Source organism: Amycolatopsis sacchari, assembly GCF_900114035.1.
Lineage (GTDB): Bacteria > Actinomycetota > Actinomycetes > Mycobacteriales > Pseudonocardiaceae > Amycolatopsis_E > Amycolatopsis_E sacchari.
In genome coordinates this window covers 23453-37352 of record NZ_FORP01000027.1, presented here as the reverse complement: position 1 = coordinate 37352, position 13900 = coordinate 23453, and the positions used below count along the sequence as shown (strand labels likewise).

At 73.6% G+C, this 13900-nt stretch carries 11 protein-coding genes; 6 read left to right on the top strand and 5 right to left on the bottom strand.

What is annotated here, in order from left to right; all coding sequences use genetic code 11:
• Position 1: 1 nt before the first annotated feature.
• Entirely contained in the window at positions 2 to 1606 is a 1605-nt protein-coding gene (locus BMZ92_RS30900; protein WP_245783353.1) for an ArnT family glycosyltransferase, read from the bottom strand.
• A 171-nt stretch (positions 1607 to 1777) separates the two neighbouring features.
• Here BMZ92_RS30900 and BMZ92_RS30895 point away from each other — a divergent pair, with 171 nt between their 5' ends.
• The 3 genes from BMZ92_RS30895 to BMZ92_RS30885 are packed head-to-tail and all read left to right on the top strand — an operon-like array spanning position 1778 to position 5384.
• Positions 1778 to 2305, top strand: coding sequence for a (2Fe-2S)-binding protein (locus BMZ92_RS30895; protein ID WP_091514842.1), 528 nt, complete (start codon positions 1778 to 1780; stop codon positions 2303 to 2305).
• Positions 2302 to 3294, top strand: coding sequence for an FAD binding domain-containing protein (locus tag BMZ92_RS30890; RefSeq protein WP_091514840.1), 993 nt, complete (start codon positions 2302 to 2304; stop codon positions 3292 to 3294). The genes BMZ92_RS30895 and BMZ92_RS30890 overlap by 4 nt, the downstream gene beginning before the upstream one ends.
• Positions 3291 to 5384 carry a xanthine dehydrogenase family protein molybdopterin-binding subunit gene (locus BMZ92_RS30885; protein WP_091514837.1) on the top strand — a complete coding sequence of 698 codons (2094 nt, stop codon included), beginning with the start codon at positions 3291 to 3293 and terminating at the stop codon, positions 5382 to 5384. The genes BMZ92_RS30890 and BMZ92_RS30885 overlap by 4 nt, the downstream gene beginning before the upstream one ends.
• A 20-nt stretch (positions 5385 to 5404) precedes the next feature.
• On the opposite strand, the gene BMZ92_RS30880 is transcribed toward BMZ92_RS30885, so the two are convergent.
• Positions 5405 to 5959 carry a TetR/AcrR family transcriptional regulator gene (locus tag BMZ92_RS30880; RefSeq protein ID WP_091514835.1) on the bottom strand — a complete coding sequence of 185 codons (555 nt, stop codon included), beginning with the start codon at positions 5957 to 5959 and terminating at the stop codon, positions 5405 to 5407.
• A 248-nt stretch (positions 5960 to 6207) separates the two neighbouring features.
• Between BMZ92_RS30880 and BMZ92_RS30875 the strand changes: the two genes are divergently transcribed.
• On the top strand, positions 6208 to 7815 hold the full coding sequence (locus BMZ92_RS30875) for an ABC-F family ATP-binding cassette domain-containing protein (protein WP_091514832.1): 1608 nt from the start codon (positions 6208 to 6210) through the stop codon (positions 7813 to 7815).
• Between the two features lie 3 nt (positions 7816 to 7818).
• On the top strand, positions 7819 to 9420 hold the full coding sequence (locus BMZ92_RS30870; RefSeq protein WP_091514830.1) for an ABC-F family ATP-binding cassette domain-containing protein: 1602 nt from the start codon (positions 7819 to 7821) through the stop codon (positions 9418 to 9420).
• 518 nt (positions 9421 to 9938) lie between these two features.
• Here BMZ92_RS30870 and BMZ92_RS30865 read toward each other — a convergent pair.
• Positions 9939 to 11066: an FAD-dependent oxidoreductase gene (locus BMZ92_RS30865; RefSeq protein ID WP_091514828.1), complete on the bottom strand. Its 1128-nt coding sequence runs from the start codon at positions 11064 to 11066 to the stop codon at positions 9939 to 9941.
• A gap of 74 nt (positions 11067 to 11140) precedes the next feature.
• Between BMZ92_RS30865 and BMZ92_RS30860 the strand changes: the two genes are divergently transcribed.
• Positions 11141 to 11812, top strand: a complete 672-nt coding sequence (locus tag BMZ92_RS30860) for a TetR/AcrR family transcriptional regulator (RefSeq protein WP_091514826.1) — start codon at positions 11141 to 11143, stop codon at positions 11810 to 11812.
• Positions 11813 to 11828: 16 nt separating this feature from the next.
• On the opposite strand, the gene BMZ92_RS30855 is transcribed toward BMZ92_RS30860, so the two are convergent.
• Positions 11829 to 12482 (bottom strand): response regulator transcription factor, encoded by a 654-nt coding sequence (locus BMZ92_RS30855; RefSeq protein ID WP_091514824.1) that lies wholly within the window; start codon positions 12480 to 12482, stop codon positions 11829 to 11831.
• Positions 12482 to 13873 (bottom strand): sensor histidine kinase, encoded by a 1392-nt coding sequence (locus BMZ92_RS30850; protein ID WP_091514955.1) that lies wholly within the window; start codon positions 13871 to 13873, stop codon positions 12482 to 12484. Before BMZ92_RS30850 ends, BMZ92_RS30855 begins: the two co-directional genes overlap by 1 nt.
• Positions 13874 to 13900 lie beyond the last annotated feature (27 nt).

The following is a 13900-nucleotide window of genomic DNA, read 5'->3' as shown; positions in this document are numbered from 1 at the left end:
GCTAGGACCGGCGGTAGATCGTGATCGAGTGGCCGACCTCGTCGACCGGGGTGCTGCTGCCGAGCAGCCCCGCCAGGCGGGCGTCGGCCTTCGCGGCGGCGGAATCCGAGACCACGAGCAGCCCGCGCATGTCCTCCGGGGGCACCGCGAACGGGTCCGCGGCGGCGATGCCGTACGCCGACGGCACGCCGCTTCCCTTGTACACCAGCCAGATCCGCTCCCCCGGGTACCGCTGCCGCAGCCGGTCGCCCAGGCGCCCCAGGTCCTGGCCCCAGTCGACGTTCGAGTCGTGCAGGTGGAGGTGCGTGTCCGCGGGCCCGCCGAACGCCTCGTTCGAGTAGGGCAGGTAGTACGGGAACGTCCGCAGCGAGCTGACCGCCGCGAAGGCGACCAGGACCGCGAGCGCGGCGTGCGCCCACCGCCGCCGCACCACGACCAACCCGGCCGCCGCCACCGCGAGGAACATCGGCACGAAGATCGCGTACCGCGCCCCCAGATCACGGTGCCCGGTCATCGCCGCCGCGAGCAGGACGGCGGTCGGCAGCAGGACGTACTGTGCCGCAGGGCGCAACCGCCGCACGGCCAGCAGCACGACGGCACCGGCGATCCAGAGCGCCAGCGCGCCCAGCGGGGTCTTCACCAGCAACGCGGCGGGCAGGTAGTACCACAGCGAACCGGTGTAGAGCCTGCCGAACAGGAAGCCGCTCCACACCTGGTCCTCCAGGCCGAACTGCAGGCGCATCCCGTCCCGGTACGGCTGGGGGAACGGCAGCCAGCCGACGAGCGCACGCAAGCCCTGCGCGGGCGGCAGACCCGCCGGGGTTTCCCAGCGCAGCCGGGGATCCACGGCGAGGTAGGAAAGCCACACCACGCCGACCGCGATCACCGCCGCGGCGGCGACGAGCCAGAGCAACCGGCGGCAGCGCCAGACCGACAGCACGCCGAGAAGCAGCAGCACCGGAACCGCGGCCAGCGTGCTCATCTTCGTCGCGAGGGCCGCGCCGAGCGCGAGCCCCGCGAGGGGGAGGTACAGCGTCGGCCGGGCCCGAGCCCGCCACACCAGCCAGACCGAGGTCAGCACGAAACCGGCCGCCGGCACGTCGAGCGTGGCCAGTGAGCCGTGAGCGATGATGTCCGGCGAGAACGCGTACAACGCGAGCGCGGCCACCCCGCCGACTGCACCGGCCAGGTCCGTGGCGAACGCGAAAACGACGAGGCCGAACAACAGCGTGAGCACGATGACCGGCAGCCGCGCCAGCAGCATCAGCCGCCAGGGATCCTGCCCCGACTCGTACAGCACCTCCCGGCCGAGCTGCGTCTGGTCACCGGCGAACGCGGGGTCGAGGTGGACGTCGGCGAAGGCCAGCCCGCTCGCGATGACCAGCTTGCCCAGCGGCGGGTGCTCCGCGTTGTACCGCAGGCTGTGCTGCTCCAGGTACACCACGGCCGTGCCCGCGTACACCGGCTCGTCGATGGTCGGCGTCTGCTCCACGGCCGTCGTCACCATCGCCACGGCCAGCTGGGTGAGCAGCGCGAGCACCGCGAGCGCCAGGACCCACCGGCGGTGCCGCCGCAGCAGGTCGAACCGGCTCGTGGCGGACGACACCCTCTGAAGTCCTTTCCCGCGGCGGAACCCGTCACCCGGTTCCACGCATCAGCCCGGCTTCCGGTTCACCTGCCCGGTACTGGCGGGTCCTTGCCTGATCGTGTCCGCGGGCCCCGCCGGCCCACGACGCGCCCATATCCTGCCGGAACCCACTGTCCACACGGGAGGATCATGAACGAGCACACGCGCGGTGAGGTGGCGCTGCGGGTCAACGGGGTGGCTCACCGGCTGTCCGTGGACAACCGGCGCACCCTGCTCGACCTGGTGCGGGAGGACCTCGGCCTGACCGGGCCGAAGAAGGGCTGCGACCACGGGCAGTGCGGCGCCTGCACGGTGCTGTGCGACGGCAGGCGCGTGGTCTCCTGCCTGACGCTCGCGGTCGCCGCGGACGGCGCGGAGGTCACGACGGTCGAAGGGCTGGCCGCCGGGGGCGAGCTGCGCCCGCTGCAGGAGGCGTTCGTGCGGCTGGACGGTTTCCAGTGCGGTTTCTGCACTTCCGGGCAGCTGTGCTCGGCGGCCGGGATGCTCGCCGAACACGCCGCGGGCTGGCCCAGCGCCGTCAGCAGGGACGAGGAACCCGAACTGGACGAGGCCGAGGTGCGCGAGCGGATGAGCGGAAACCTGTGCCGCTGTGGGGCGTACCCGCAGATCGTCCGGGCGGTGCTCGAAACCGCGGCACGCGAAGGGAACGCGGGATGAGGGAGTTCGCCTACGAACGCGCCGCGCGGGTCCGGGACGCGCTCACCGCCGTCGCCGGCGACCCCGGCGCCCGGTTCCTCGGCGGGGGCACGAACCTCGTCGACCTGATGAAGTCCGGGGTCGAGGAGCCGACCCGGCTGGTGGACGTGCGGCGCCTGCCGCTCGACGGCGTCGAGGTCACGCCGGACGGCGGCGTGGTGCTCGGCGCGACCACGACGAACAGCGACGCGGCCGCGCATCCCGAGGTGCGCCACCGCTTCCCCGCCGTGACGCAGGCCGTGCTCGCGGGCGCGTCCGGTCAGCTGCGGAACATGGCGACGGTGGGCGGGAACCTGTTGCAGCGCACCCGTTGTGGCTACTTCGCGGACCTTTCCCGGGCGTGCAACAAACGGGACCCCGGCAGCGGGTGCGCCGCGTTCGACGGGATCCACCACAACCACGCGGTACTGGGTCACTCCCCGCACTGCGTGGCCACGCACCCGTCGGACCTGGCGGTGGCGCTGGCCGCGTTCGACGCCGTCGTGCACTACGAAACGCTCGACGGTGCGGGTGAACTCCCGCTGTCGCGGTTCTACCTGCCCGTCGGCGACCGCCCGGACCGCGAGACTGCGTTGCCGCCCGGTGCGTTGATCACCGCCGTCGCCCTGCCGGGATCGGCCGCGGGGCTGCGCTCGCGCTACCGCAAGGTCCGCGAGCGCGCGTCGTACGCCTTCGCGACCGTCTCCGTGGCCGCCGCGCTCGACGTCCGCGACGGCGTGGTGCGGGACGTGCGGATCGCGCTGGGCGGCGTGGCGTCGCACCCCTGGCGGGCCGCTTCGGCCGAAGCCGTGCTGCGCGGCAACCGGCCGACCGCCGAACACTTCCGCGCCTGCGCCGAGGAAGCGTTGTCCGCCGCGGAACCGTTGCGCGACAACGGGTACAAGGTGCCGCTGGCGCGCAATCTCATCGAGGCCGTGCTCGCCGAACTCACCGGAACGGAGAACCGATGAACCAGGACACGCCCGCTGTCGGCGCGCCACGGCCCCGGATCGAGGGGCGCCTCAAGGTCACCGGTGCCGCCACCTACGCCGCGGACGTGCCGGTGCCGGACCTGGCCCACGGCTGGCTGGTGACCGCCACCGTCTCACGCGGCCGGATCCGCGACCTCGACGTCTCGGCCGCGCTCGCCATGCCGGGCGTGCTCGGGGTGCTCGACCACCGCAACGCGCCCCGGCTCAACCCCAAGGCGGGCGGCTTCTTCGGCCCCGATGGCAGCCTGCAGTTGTTGCAGGACGACGAAATCCCGTACGCCGGCCGCCCGGTCGCGCTGGTCGTGGCGGAAACCCCCGAGCAGGCCAGTGCCGCGGCCGCGGCGGTGCGCGTGACGTACGACGTCGAGGCCCACGACCTGGACTTCAGGCTCGGGCACCCCGCGACGCGCCCAGCCTCGACGGCCTTCGGCCCGGAGGCCGACACCGGGGACCTGGAGGCGGAGCTGGCGGCGTCGGCGGTCGTCGTCGAGGAGCGCTACCGCACCCCCGAGGAAAGCCACTGCGCCATGGAGCCGCACGCCGCGACGACGTGGTGGGATGGCGACGACTTGCACGTGCTGGACTCGAACCAGGGTGCGTTCAGCGTGTCCGAGGTGCTGGCGGCGTTGTGGTCGGTGGACCGGGAGCGGGTGCACGTCCGCTCCGAGCACGTCGGCGGCGGGTTCGGCGGCAAGGGACCCTGTGGGCCGCAGGTGATCCTCGGTTCGATGGCCGCCCGCGCGTTCGGGCGCCCGGTACGCGTCGCACTGACCAGGGCACAGGTCTTCGAGACGACGTCGTCCCGGCCGCCCACGGACCAGCTGATGACGATCGGCGCGGACGCCGACGGCCGCCTGCGGGCCATCCACCACCGCGCGGCCTACGCGCTGTCCCCGCTCGCCGAGTACATCGAGTGGTGCACCGAGCAGGCGAAGATCCTCTACACCGCACCGGCGATCCGCACGCAGCTCACCGCCGTGCCGCTCGACGTCCTGCCGCCCGCCTCGATGCGCGGCCCGGGCGCGACGCCCGGCTCGTTCGCGCTGGAATCGGCGATGGACGAACTCGCGGAACGGCTCGACCTGGACCCGCTGGAACTGCGCCTGCGCAACGAGCCGACGGTCACGCCCGCAACCGGTCGGCCCTTCAGCACCCGTCGCCTCGTCTCGTGCCTGCGGGAGGGATCCCGCAGGTTCGGCTGGGCGGCACGCGACCGGCGTCCCCGCTCGCGGCGGGAAGGCCCGCTGCTGATCGGCACCGGACTGGCCGCGACTTCGTTCAGCGCGGGGGTTTTCCCGTCGACCGCCTCGATCACCGCGGAGGCGGACGGGACGTTCACGGTGGCGATCGGCGCGAGCGACATCGGGACCGGCGCCCGCACCGCGCTGACCGCGGTCGCGGCTGACGCGCTCGGCGTCGGCACGGAACGGATCCGGCTCCACCTCGGCGACAGCGACCTCGGCATGGCCTGGGGCGCCGGTGGTTCCCGCGGGACGACGTCCTGGTCCTTCGCCATCGGCAAGGCCGCGGCGGAACTGCGGGCGCGCCTGGCCGATCCGGTCCGGCCGGTGACCGCGACCGTGGACACCACCACGATGATCGACTACCAGCCCGCGCGCGAGCGGCAGACCTACAGCGCGGTCTTCGCGGAGGTCGCGGTCGACCCGGCGACCGGGGAGGTGCGGGTGCGCAGGCTGCTCGGGATGTTCGCGGTGGGCCGGGTGATCAACCCGCTGCTCGCCCGCAGCCAGGTCGTCGGCGGGATGATCATGGGACTCTCCATGGCACTGCACGAGGAAAGCGTGCGCGACCCCGGCACCGGCAGGCAGGCCAACGGCGACTTCGCCGGCTACCACATCGCCGCGCACGCCGACGTGCCCGACGTGGAGGCGGAGTTCGTGCCGGACTACGAACCCCAGGACCCGTTGGGGCTCAACGGTCTCGGCGAGATCGGCACGGCGGGCACCGCGGCCGCGATCGCCAACGCCGTGTGGCACGCGACGGGCAGGCGCCAGCGGACCCTCCCGATCCGCCTGGACCGCGTGCTGGAGCCCGGCGTGACGGGTTGAGGCGAGCTGCCGGAGTCCGCCTACGGCGAGGCCGTGTCGCGGCCGAAACCACGCAGGAACGTGTCCACGACGACGTCGGCGGCCTGCGCCTCGCTCAGCTCGGGCAGTTCCCGCGCGGCGAGGTGCACCAGCTGCCCGAGCACGTGACCGGGCCAGCCGGCGGGCAGCCCCGGCCGGAGCAGCCCCTCGTCCGCGGCCCGCTGGAGGAATTCCTCGACCTCGTCCACCGCCCGCAGCCGCCGCGCCCAGATCTCGGGTTCCGTGCGCATCCTCGACAGCTCGACGGGCCACTTGCGGTTCACCCCGACGATGCCCTCGGCGTAACGGTGCAGGGCCACCGCCACCGGCGCCTCCCGGAACCTCGCGGCCGCGATCGCGGCCTCGATCGCGTCCAGCCGGGCCTCGTACACCGCAGTCAGCAGCTCGTCGCGGCCGGCGAACCGCCGGTACACGGTGCGGCGGTCGACGCCCGCTTCCGCGGCGATCGCCGCCATGCTCGCCGCCGGGTCCTCGGCGAGCATGCGGGCGCCGGTCGTCAGCACCAGTTCGAGGTTGCGCGCGGCGTCGGCTCTCACGCGGTCAAGATACCCGTCGTTGCCGCACTCCAGCCGGACATCCGCCACAGCGCTGTGGCACTGTATGATCAGGATGGAAGAGAACCGTTCCAGGGAGAGTTCGACGTGGCAGGTGAAGACGACATCTCCGGGTGAGCCCCGGAGTCGACCGGCCCCCGGCAGCTATCGCCGAGGTGGCCGTTTTTGTCGTCCACCCGTTCCCGCGCGCCGGTGACCGGCGTGCCCCCTTCTTCCGAGGTCTCGTTCCCATGTCCGATTCCCCCATCGTCGTGTCCGGCCTGTCCTTTTCCTGGCCGGACGACACCCCCGTCTTCGACCAGCTGTCCGTCACGGTCCCGGACGGCCGCACCGGCCTGGTCGCCCCGAACGGCGCGGGCAAGACGACCCTGCTCCGGCTGATCGCGGGCGAGCTGCGCCCCGCCGCGGGCAGCGTGTCCGTCGACGGCCTGCTCGGCTACCTGCCCCAGAACCTGCCGCTGACCGGCGAACCTTCGGTGGCCGAGGTGCTCGGCATCGAGCCGGTCCTGCGCGCGCTGGCCGCCGTCGAGTCCGGTGACGTGGCCGAGGAGCACTTCACCACGATCGGCACCGACTGGGACATCGAAGAGCGCACCCGCGCGCAGCTCGACCGGCTCGGGCTCGGCGACGTCACGCTGGACCGGACGCTGAGCACGTTGTCGGGCGGCCAGGTCGTGTCGCTGGGCCTCGCCGCGCAGCTGCTCAAGCGACCCGATGTGCTGCTGCTCGACGAACCCACCAACAACCTCGACGCCGAGGCCCGCCACAAGCTGTACGCCGTGCTCGACGACTGGTCCGGTTGCCTGCTGGTCGTCAGCCACGACCGCGCGCTGCTGGACCGGATGGACCGCATCGCCGAGCTGCACGCGGGCGAAATCCGGTACTACGGCGGCAATTTCAGCGAGTACGAGGCGGCGGTGCAGGCCGAGCGCGAGGTCGCGGAGAAGAACGTCCGCAGCGCCGAGCAGGAGGTCAAGCGCGAGAAGCGCGAGATGCAGCAGGCCAGGGAGCGGGCCGCGAAACGGGCGAGCAACGCGCAGCGGAACCTCTCCAGCGCGGGTCTGCCGAAGATCCTCGCCGGGGCGCGCAAGCGCAACGCGCAGGAGTCCGCGGGCAAGGCCGACGGCACGCACGCGGCCAGGGTCGGTGCGGCCAAAGCGAAACTCGACGAGGCGGAGCGGTCGCTGCGCGAGGACCAGAAGATCGTCCTCGACCTCCCCCGGACCGCGGTGCCCGCCGGGCGGACCCTGTTCACCGGTGAGGGCCTGCGCAAGCGGGACCTGTTCGGCGCGGGCGTCGACCTGACCGTGCGGGGTCCGGAACGCATCGCGCTGTCGGGGGCCAACGGCACGGGCAAGTCCACCCTGCTGCGGATCGTCGCCGGTGACCTGGAGCCCGACGCCGGTGAGGTCCGGCGCGCGGACGGCCGGATCGCCTACCTGTCGCAGCGCCTGGACCTGCTCGACGACGAACGCACGATCGCGGAGAACCTGGCGGCGTTCGCGCCCGCCATGCCGCAGGCGGACCGGATGAACCTGCTGGCCCGCTTCCTGTTCCGCGGCGACCGCGCACACCGGCCCGTCGCCGTGCTGTCCGGCGGGGAACGGTTGCGCGCCACGCTGGCCTGCGTGCTGTTCGCCGAGCCCGCCCCGCAGCTGCTGTTGCTGGACGAGCCGACGAACAACCTGGACCTGGTCAGCGCCGGGCAGCTGGAAAGCGCTCTCAACGCCTTCCAAGGCGCCTTCATCGTGGTCAGCCACGACGACCGCTTCCTCGACGGGATCCGCATCGACCGCAGACTCCGGCTGGCGGAGGGCAGGCTCGTCGAGGGGCGCTGAGCGGTGGAAGCGGCTCTCATCGCCCGCGACATCGTGCGCGTGCTGGGCGGCCGGCGCGTGCTGGACGGGGTGTCGCTCACCGCGGCGCCGGGGCGCCGGATCGGGGTGATCGGGGAGAACGGCGCCGGGAAGTCGACGCTGCTGCGGGTGCTGGCCGGGGTGGACCGGCCCGACCGCGGCACCGTCGAGCGCCCGGCGGACCTGGGCTACCTGCACCAGGAAATGCCGTTCGACGCGGCGGCGACGGTGGCCGACGTGCTCGACGACGCGCTCGCCGTCGCACGCGAAGACCTCGCCGAACTGGAGCGCCTCGGCGGGTTGCTCGGCGACGACGAGGCCCTCCTCGCCGCGTACGCCGACCGGCTGGACCAGGCCCAGCTCCACGACGCCTGGGACGCCGACCGGCGGGCGGCGCTGGTCCTCGACGGGCTGGGGCTCGGCGGGATCGAGCACGGCAGGCGTCTCGGGGAGTTGTCCGGCGGGCAGCGCGGCCGGCTGGCGCTGGCCGCGCTGCTGGTCCGCCGCCCGTCGGCGGTCCTGCTGGACGAGCCGACGAACCACCTCGACGACGCCGCCGCGGCGTTCCTCGAGGAGCAGGTGCGTGGCCTGCCCGGCACCGTCGTGGTGGCTAGCCACGACCGCGCGTTCCTCGACGCGGTGTGCACGGATCTGCTCGACCTCGATCCCGCGGTGGACAGCCCCGTCCGGTTCGGCGGTGGCTACAGTGCTTATCTGGCAAGGAAACGCGCCGACCGGGAACGCTGGGAGCGCCGCTACGCCGAGGAACAGGAGGAGCTCGCGGCCCTGCGGGAGGACCTCGGCGTGACCACGCATCGCGTCGCCCCGGACCGGGCGCCCCGCGACAGCGAGAAGATGGGTTACGGGCATCGGGCCGGGCGGGTGCAGAACTCGATTTCGCGCCGGGCACGGGCTACGACGCGAAGGCTGGAGGAGCTGGAACGCCGCCAGGTACCCGCCCCGCCGCCGCCCCTGCGGTTCCGCCCCGACGCGCTCACCGGCGAGGTCCCGGACGAGGTCCTAGTGTCGCTGCGGGACGTCCACGTGCCGGGGCGGCTCACCGTGGCACGCCTCGACGTCCGCACCGGCGCCCGGCTGCTGGTCACGGGTCCCAACGGCGCGGGCAAGTCGACGCTGCTGCACGTCCTGGCAGGACGGCTGGGGACGGCGGGTGTGCGGCGGTACCCGGGCCTGCGGGTCGGCCTGCTGGGCCAGGACACCGAGTTCGGCGAGCCCGGGCGCACCGCGCACGAGACGTACGCGGTGGCGCTCGGGGCGCGTGCGGCGGTGGTGCCGCTGGAATCGTTGGGGCTGCTGGGAAAGCGGGACCTCGGCAAGCCCGTCGGGGAGCTGTCGGTGGGCCAGCGGAGGCGGCTCGCGCTCGCGATCCTCGTCGCGGACCCGCCCCAGCTGCTCCTGCTCGACGAGCCGACCAACCACCTGTCCCCCACCCTGTGCGACGAGCTGGAGGACGCACTGGGCCCCGGCCCGGGCGCGATCGTGGTCGCCGCCCACGACCGGTGGCTGCGGGCCCGGTGGCAGGGCGCGGAAGTGTCCGTCCACGATGGACGGTTGGACGTCGTCTGACCGGGGGCCGGTGACCGGGGCGCTGGGGCCCCCTGGCGGCCCGACTCGCCCTGCCTGGCGGTGGCCGGGCCGGGCGCTGCGGCGCGGTCATCGACGCAGGGTCGCTCTGAGCTGCCCACCCGCGATGCCGAGGCAGCCTCTCCACCTGGTAGCTGCCGCCCGGACGCCCCGGCCTCACCCCGCCTGGTGGTGGCCGTGCCGGGCACTGCGGGCGGGGCCACCCCCGCCAGGTCGCCGCGAGCTGCCCGCCCGCGATGGCCGGGGCAGTCTCTCCACCTGGTGGCGGCCGCGCCGGACGCCCCGGCCTCACCCCACCTGGTGGCGGCCGGGCCGGGCGCTGCGGCACGGTCGCCGCCGAGAGGCCCCTCAAGTCATACGTCTACAACGGACACTCCCTGCGCTCCGCGCCTGGCGGCACCCGCGCCGGGCGCCTCCGCCTCGCCCTGCCGCGCCGGGCACTGCGGGCGCGGTCACCGCCGCGAGGCCCCGCAAGCGACCGTCCACAATAGGCTCCCCCTTCACGCCGCCTGGTGGCTGGTGAACATCTCGACCAGGCTGTGGGGCGCGCGGTCCCCGAGGCAGAATTCCAGGAGCTCCGCCGCATCGGCTGCGGCCTTCGCGCTGCGGGCGAACATCGCGGCCTCGTACTCGGCGAGGGCGGTCTCGACATCACCCGGGTGCGCCACGATCGCCTTGGCGAGTTCGGCGCCGTCGAACATGGCGAGGTTCGCGCCCTCACCGGACGGTGGCATCAGGTGCGCGGCGTCACCGAGCAGGGTGACGCCGGGGACGCGCTCCCACCGGTGCTCGGCGGGCAGCGTGTGCAGCACCCGCACCACCGGCGCCGTCTCACCGTCGGTGATGAGCGCCCGCAGCTCCGGCGCCCAGCCGTCCAGCTCCTCCGCCACCCTCGCCCTTGCCGCATCGGCGTCGGTGAAGTCGATGCCCTCGGCCCACTCGCGCGGCCGCCGGAGCTGGACGTAGGTGTGCAGGACCGCGCCCGGTTCCCGGTGGGCGGTGATCGCCGTCCCCGGCACGCCCGCGAACAACGCGCCGCCGCCCACCGCCTTCGCCGTCGCGGGGTGACGTGCGTCGGCGTCGAACAGGTACGTCTCGACGAACGTCACCCCCGCATACTCGGGCTTCGCGTCGGACAGCAGCGGGCGCACGCGGGACCACGCTCCGTCCGCTCCGACCAGCAGGCTCGCCACCGCCGCGGAACCGTCGGCGAACGTCAGCTCGTGCCCGCCGTCGACCGGGCGGATGCCGGTGACCTTGTGTCCCCAGTGGACGGTCCCGGCCGGGAGCGACTCGAGCAGGATGCGCCGCAGCTCGCCGCGTTTGACCTCGGGCCTGCCGCCGGTGCCGTCGTCGGGCTCGTCGAACAGCACCGCGCCCTGGCTGTCGAGCACGCGGGTCGCCTGGCCGCCCTCGTGGATCAGGGCGCGGAACTCGTCAGTCAGGCCGGCGGCCGCCAGCGCGACCTGGCCGTCGTGTTCGTGGATGTCGAGCATGCCGCCCTGCGTCCGGGCTTCGGGTGAGCCCTCGGCCTCGTAGACGGTGACCGGGATGCCGTGGACGTGCAGGACGCGCGCGAGCACGAGCCCACCGAGCCCGGCCCCGACGATCGTGACTGATGTGGTCATGGAATTCCCCTTCCTCTGGAACGTCGTTCCATAGACAGTTTGGAACGACGTTCCAGGTATGTCAAGATGGAGGCATGGCCACGAGGACGCGGCGCCCGGAGCGGCGTGCGGATGCCCTGTCACGCGAGCGCATCGTCGAGGCGGCGGTCGAGATGCTCGACGCCGCGGGAGAGAGCGGGCTGACCTTCCGCGCGCTGGCCGCGCGGTTGCGGACCGGTCCCGGCGCGATCTACTGGCACGTGGCGAACAAGGACGAGCTGCTCGTCGCCGCCACCGACGCCGTGCTCACCCGGGCGATCGCCGCCGAGCCCTCCGACGGCACCCCGGAGGACGCGGTGCGCGCGCTCGCGCTCGGCGTCTTCGACGCTATCGACGCGCACCCGTGGGCGGGCACCCAGCTCGCCCGCCTCCCGTCCCAGCCGACCATGCTGCGGATCTTCGAGCGCATCGGGCAGCAGGTGCGCGCGCTCGGCGTGCCCGCGGCCGCGCGGTTCGCCTCGGCGTCCGCGCTGCTGAACTACATCCTCGGCGTAGCGGGGCAGAACGCCGCGAACGCGCGCTCGGTGGAGCCGGGCACCGACCGCGGCGAGGTCCTCGCCGCGGTCGCGGACCTGTGGGCCGACCTCGATCCCGCCGAGTACCCGTTTGCCCACGAGGTCGCGACCCAGCTGCGGGACCACGACGACCGCGAGCAGTTCCTCGCGGGCATCGACCTCATCCTCGCCGGGATCGAAGCGCTCTGGTGACGCCCTGCCCGCCGGGTCACGCCATCCGGTAGCCCACCCCGCGGAGCGTCTGGATCGCCTCGGTGCCGATCTTGCGGCGCAGGTAGCCGATGTAGACCTCGACGATGTTCTCGTCACCCTCGTAGTGGGCGTCCCAGACGTGGGTGAGGATCTGGTGCTTGGTCAGCGCCTCGCCCCGGCGCCGCAACAGGAACTCCAGCAACCCGAACTCGCGCGCGGTCAGCTCGATCTCGCGGCCGCCCCGGTGCACGGTGCGGGCGGCGGGGTCCAGCCGGAGGTCCCCGGCGGTGAGCACCGCGGGACGTTCGGGGGCGCCCCGCCGCAGCAGCGCGCGGAGCCTCGCCAGCAGCACGACGTAGGAGAACGGTTTGGTGAGGTAGTCGTCGGCGCCGAGGTCGAACGCGTCGGCCTCGTCGTACTCGCCGTCCTTGGCGGTGAGCATCAGCACGGGTGTCCAGTTCTCCTGCGCCCGCAGGCTTTTCAGCACCTCGTAACCGGACGCGCCGGGCAGCATGATGTCGAGCACGATGACGTCGTACGGCCGTTCCGTCGCGAGCCACAGCCCGTCGGTCCCGGTGTGGGCGACGTCGACGGTGAACCCCTCGGCGGCCAGTCCCCGCCGCAGCGTCTCGGCGAACGCCTGCTCGTCCTCGACCACCAGCACCCGCATCAGCGATCACCTCCCAGCGGCAGGCTGAGCCGGAAGCACGCACCCGGGTACACGCCGTCCGTGCTGGCCAGGCACTCGGCGGTACCGCCGTGGCGGGCGGCGATCCCGGCGACGATGGCCAGCCCCAGCCCCGCCGAACCGCCCGCGCCGTGGTGCCGGGAGTCGTCGCGGCGCACGAACCGTTCGAAGATGCGGCGGCGGTCGGCCTCGGGCACGCCCGGCCCGTCGTCGCTGACCTCCACCAGCGCGTACCCGTCCGCGACGCCGGTGCGGACCCGGATGCGGGAGCGGGCGTGTTCGCGGGCGTTGTCGACGAGGTTGCGCACGGCGCGCCGGAGCTGCCCGGCGTGCCCGCGGACCTTGACGGGGCTCGCCCGGACCTCGACGGAGAGCCCGACCGTGGCGCGCGCCCGGTCGGCTTCCGCGTGGGCGAGGTCGTCGAGGTCGATCTCGGTGTGCGGCGGGTTGTCGGTGGTGTCGTCGGTGCGGGCCAGCAGCAACAGGTCGTCGACCAGCTCACGCAGGCGGGCGGTCTCCGTCGAGACGACGCGGCGCAACTCGTCGTCGGGCATGGCGCCGGGGTGGTGCTCCCGCACCTCGAGCGCGGTGGTGATGGTGTTCAGCGGGGACCTCAGCTCGTGGCTGGCGTCGGCCACGAACCGCCGCTGCGCGCTCTGCGCGGAGGCGAGCCGGTCGAGCATGCCGTTGAGCGTGGTGGCCAGGCGGTGGAACGCGTCGCCGCCGGGCGGCACCTCCACCCGCCGCCCCAGGTCCCTGGTGGAGATCTCGGCGACGTTGCGGCGCATCCGCTCCACCGGCCACAGCGCCGAACCCACCGCCCGGTACACCGCGAGCGCGGAGATCGCCAGCAGCGGCAGCCCGGCGAGCGCGAGCAGCAGCGACAGCCTGGCCGACGCCTCGGTCACGGGGGCCAGCGACCGCGCCGACACCACGACGTACGGGCCGCCGGGCCCCCGCACCCCCATCGACACCAGCCGGAAGTCCCCGTCGACACCGTCCACGTTCAGGCTGGTGGTCTCGACCACCTCCTGGCCGGGCGCCGGGCGCGCGGCGGTCAGCGGCGGGCGGCCGGCCAGTGCCGGGTCGCTCGTCAGCGGGCGGCCGGTGCGGTCGAGGACCTGGATCACCGAGGCGCTGTCCCCGGTGCTGGCGATGTCGTTGCCGGTCAGGTCCCCGGCGCCCTCGCGGGCGATCTCGTTGACGACCTGCCGGGCCGCGCCGCGGGCGTCCTCGGTGGTGGACTTGTCGAGGGACCAGTTCAGCAGCAGGATCACCACGACCCCGGCCACCACGAGGGTGACGGCCACCGCGACGACCGCGACGAACGTGGTGCGCACCCGCAGCCCGGGCCTGCGCCGGACGCCTCGCATCGCCCCACTGTAGGACGGCGGGCGCAC

Coding starts and splice junctions, on each gene's coding strand:
- BMZ92_RS30875 (WP_091514832.1), top strand. CDS start 6,208: ATGTCCGATTCCCCCATCGTCGTGTCCGGCCTGTCCTTTTCCTGGCCG.
- BMZ92_RS30865 (WP_091514828.1), bottom strand. CDS start 11,066: ATGACCACATCAGTCACGATCGTCGGGGCCGGGCTCGGTGGGCTCGTG.
- BMZ92_RS30860 (WP_091514826.1), top strand. CDS start 11,141: ATGGCCACGAGGACGCGGCGCCCGGAGCGGCGTGCGGATGCCCTGTCA.
- BMZ92_RS30895 (WP_091514842.1), top strand. CDS start 1,778: ATGAACGAGCACACGCGCGGTGAGGTGGCGCTGCGGGTCAACGGGGTG.
- BMZ92_RS30890 (WP_091514840.1), top strand. CDS start 2,302: ATGAGGGAGTTCGCCTACGAACGCGCCGCGCGGGTCCGGGACGCGCTC.
- BMZ92_RS30855 (WP_091514824.1), bottom strand. CDS start 12,482: ATGCGGGTGCTGGTGGTCGAGGACGAGCAGGCGTTCGCCGAGACGCTG.
- BMZ92_RS30850 (WP_091514955.1), bottom strand. CDS start 13,873: ATGCGAGGCGTCCGGCGCAGGCCCGGGCTGCGGGTGCGCACCACGTTC.
- BMZ92_RS30885 (WP_091514837.1), top strand. CDS start 3,291: ATGAACCAGGACACGCCCGCTGTCGGCGCGCCACGGCCCCGGATCGAG.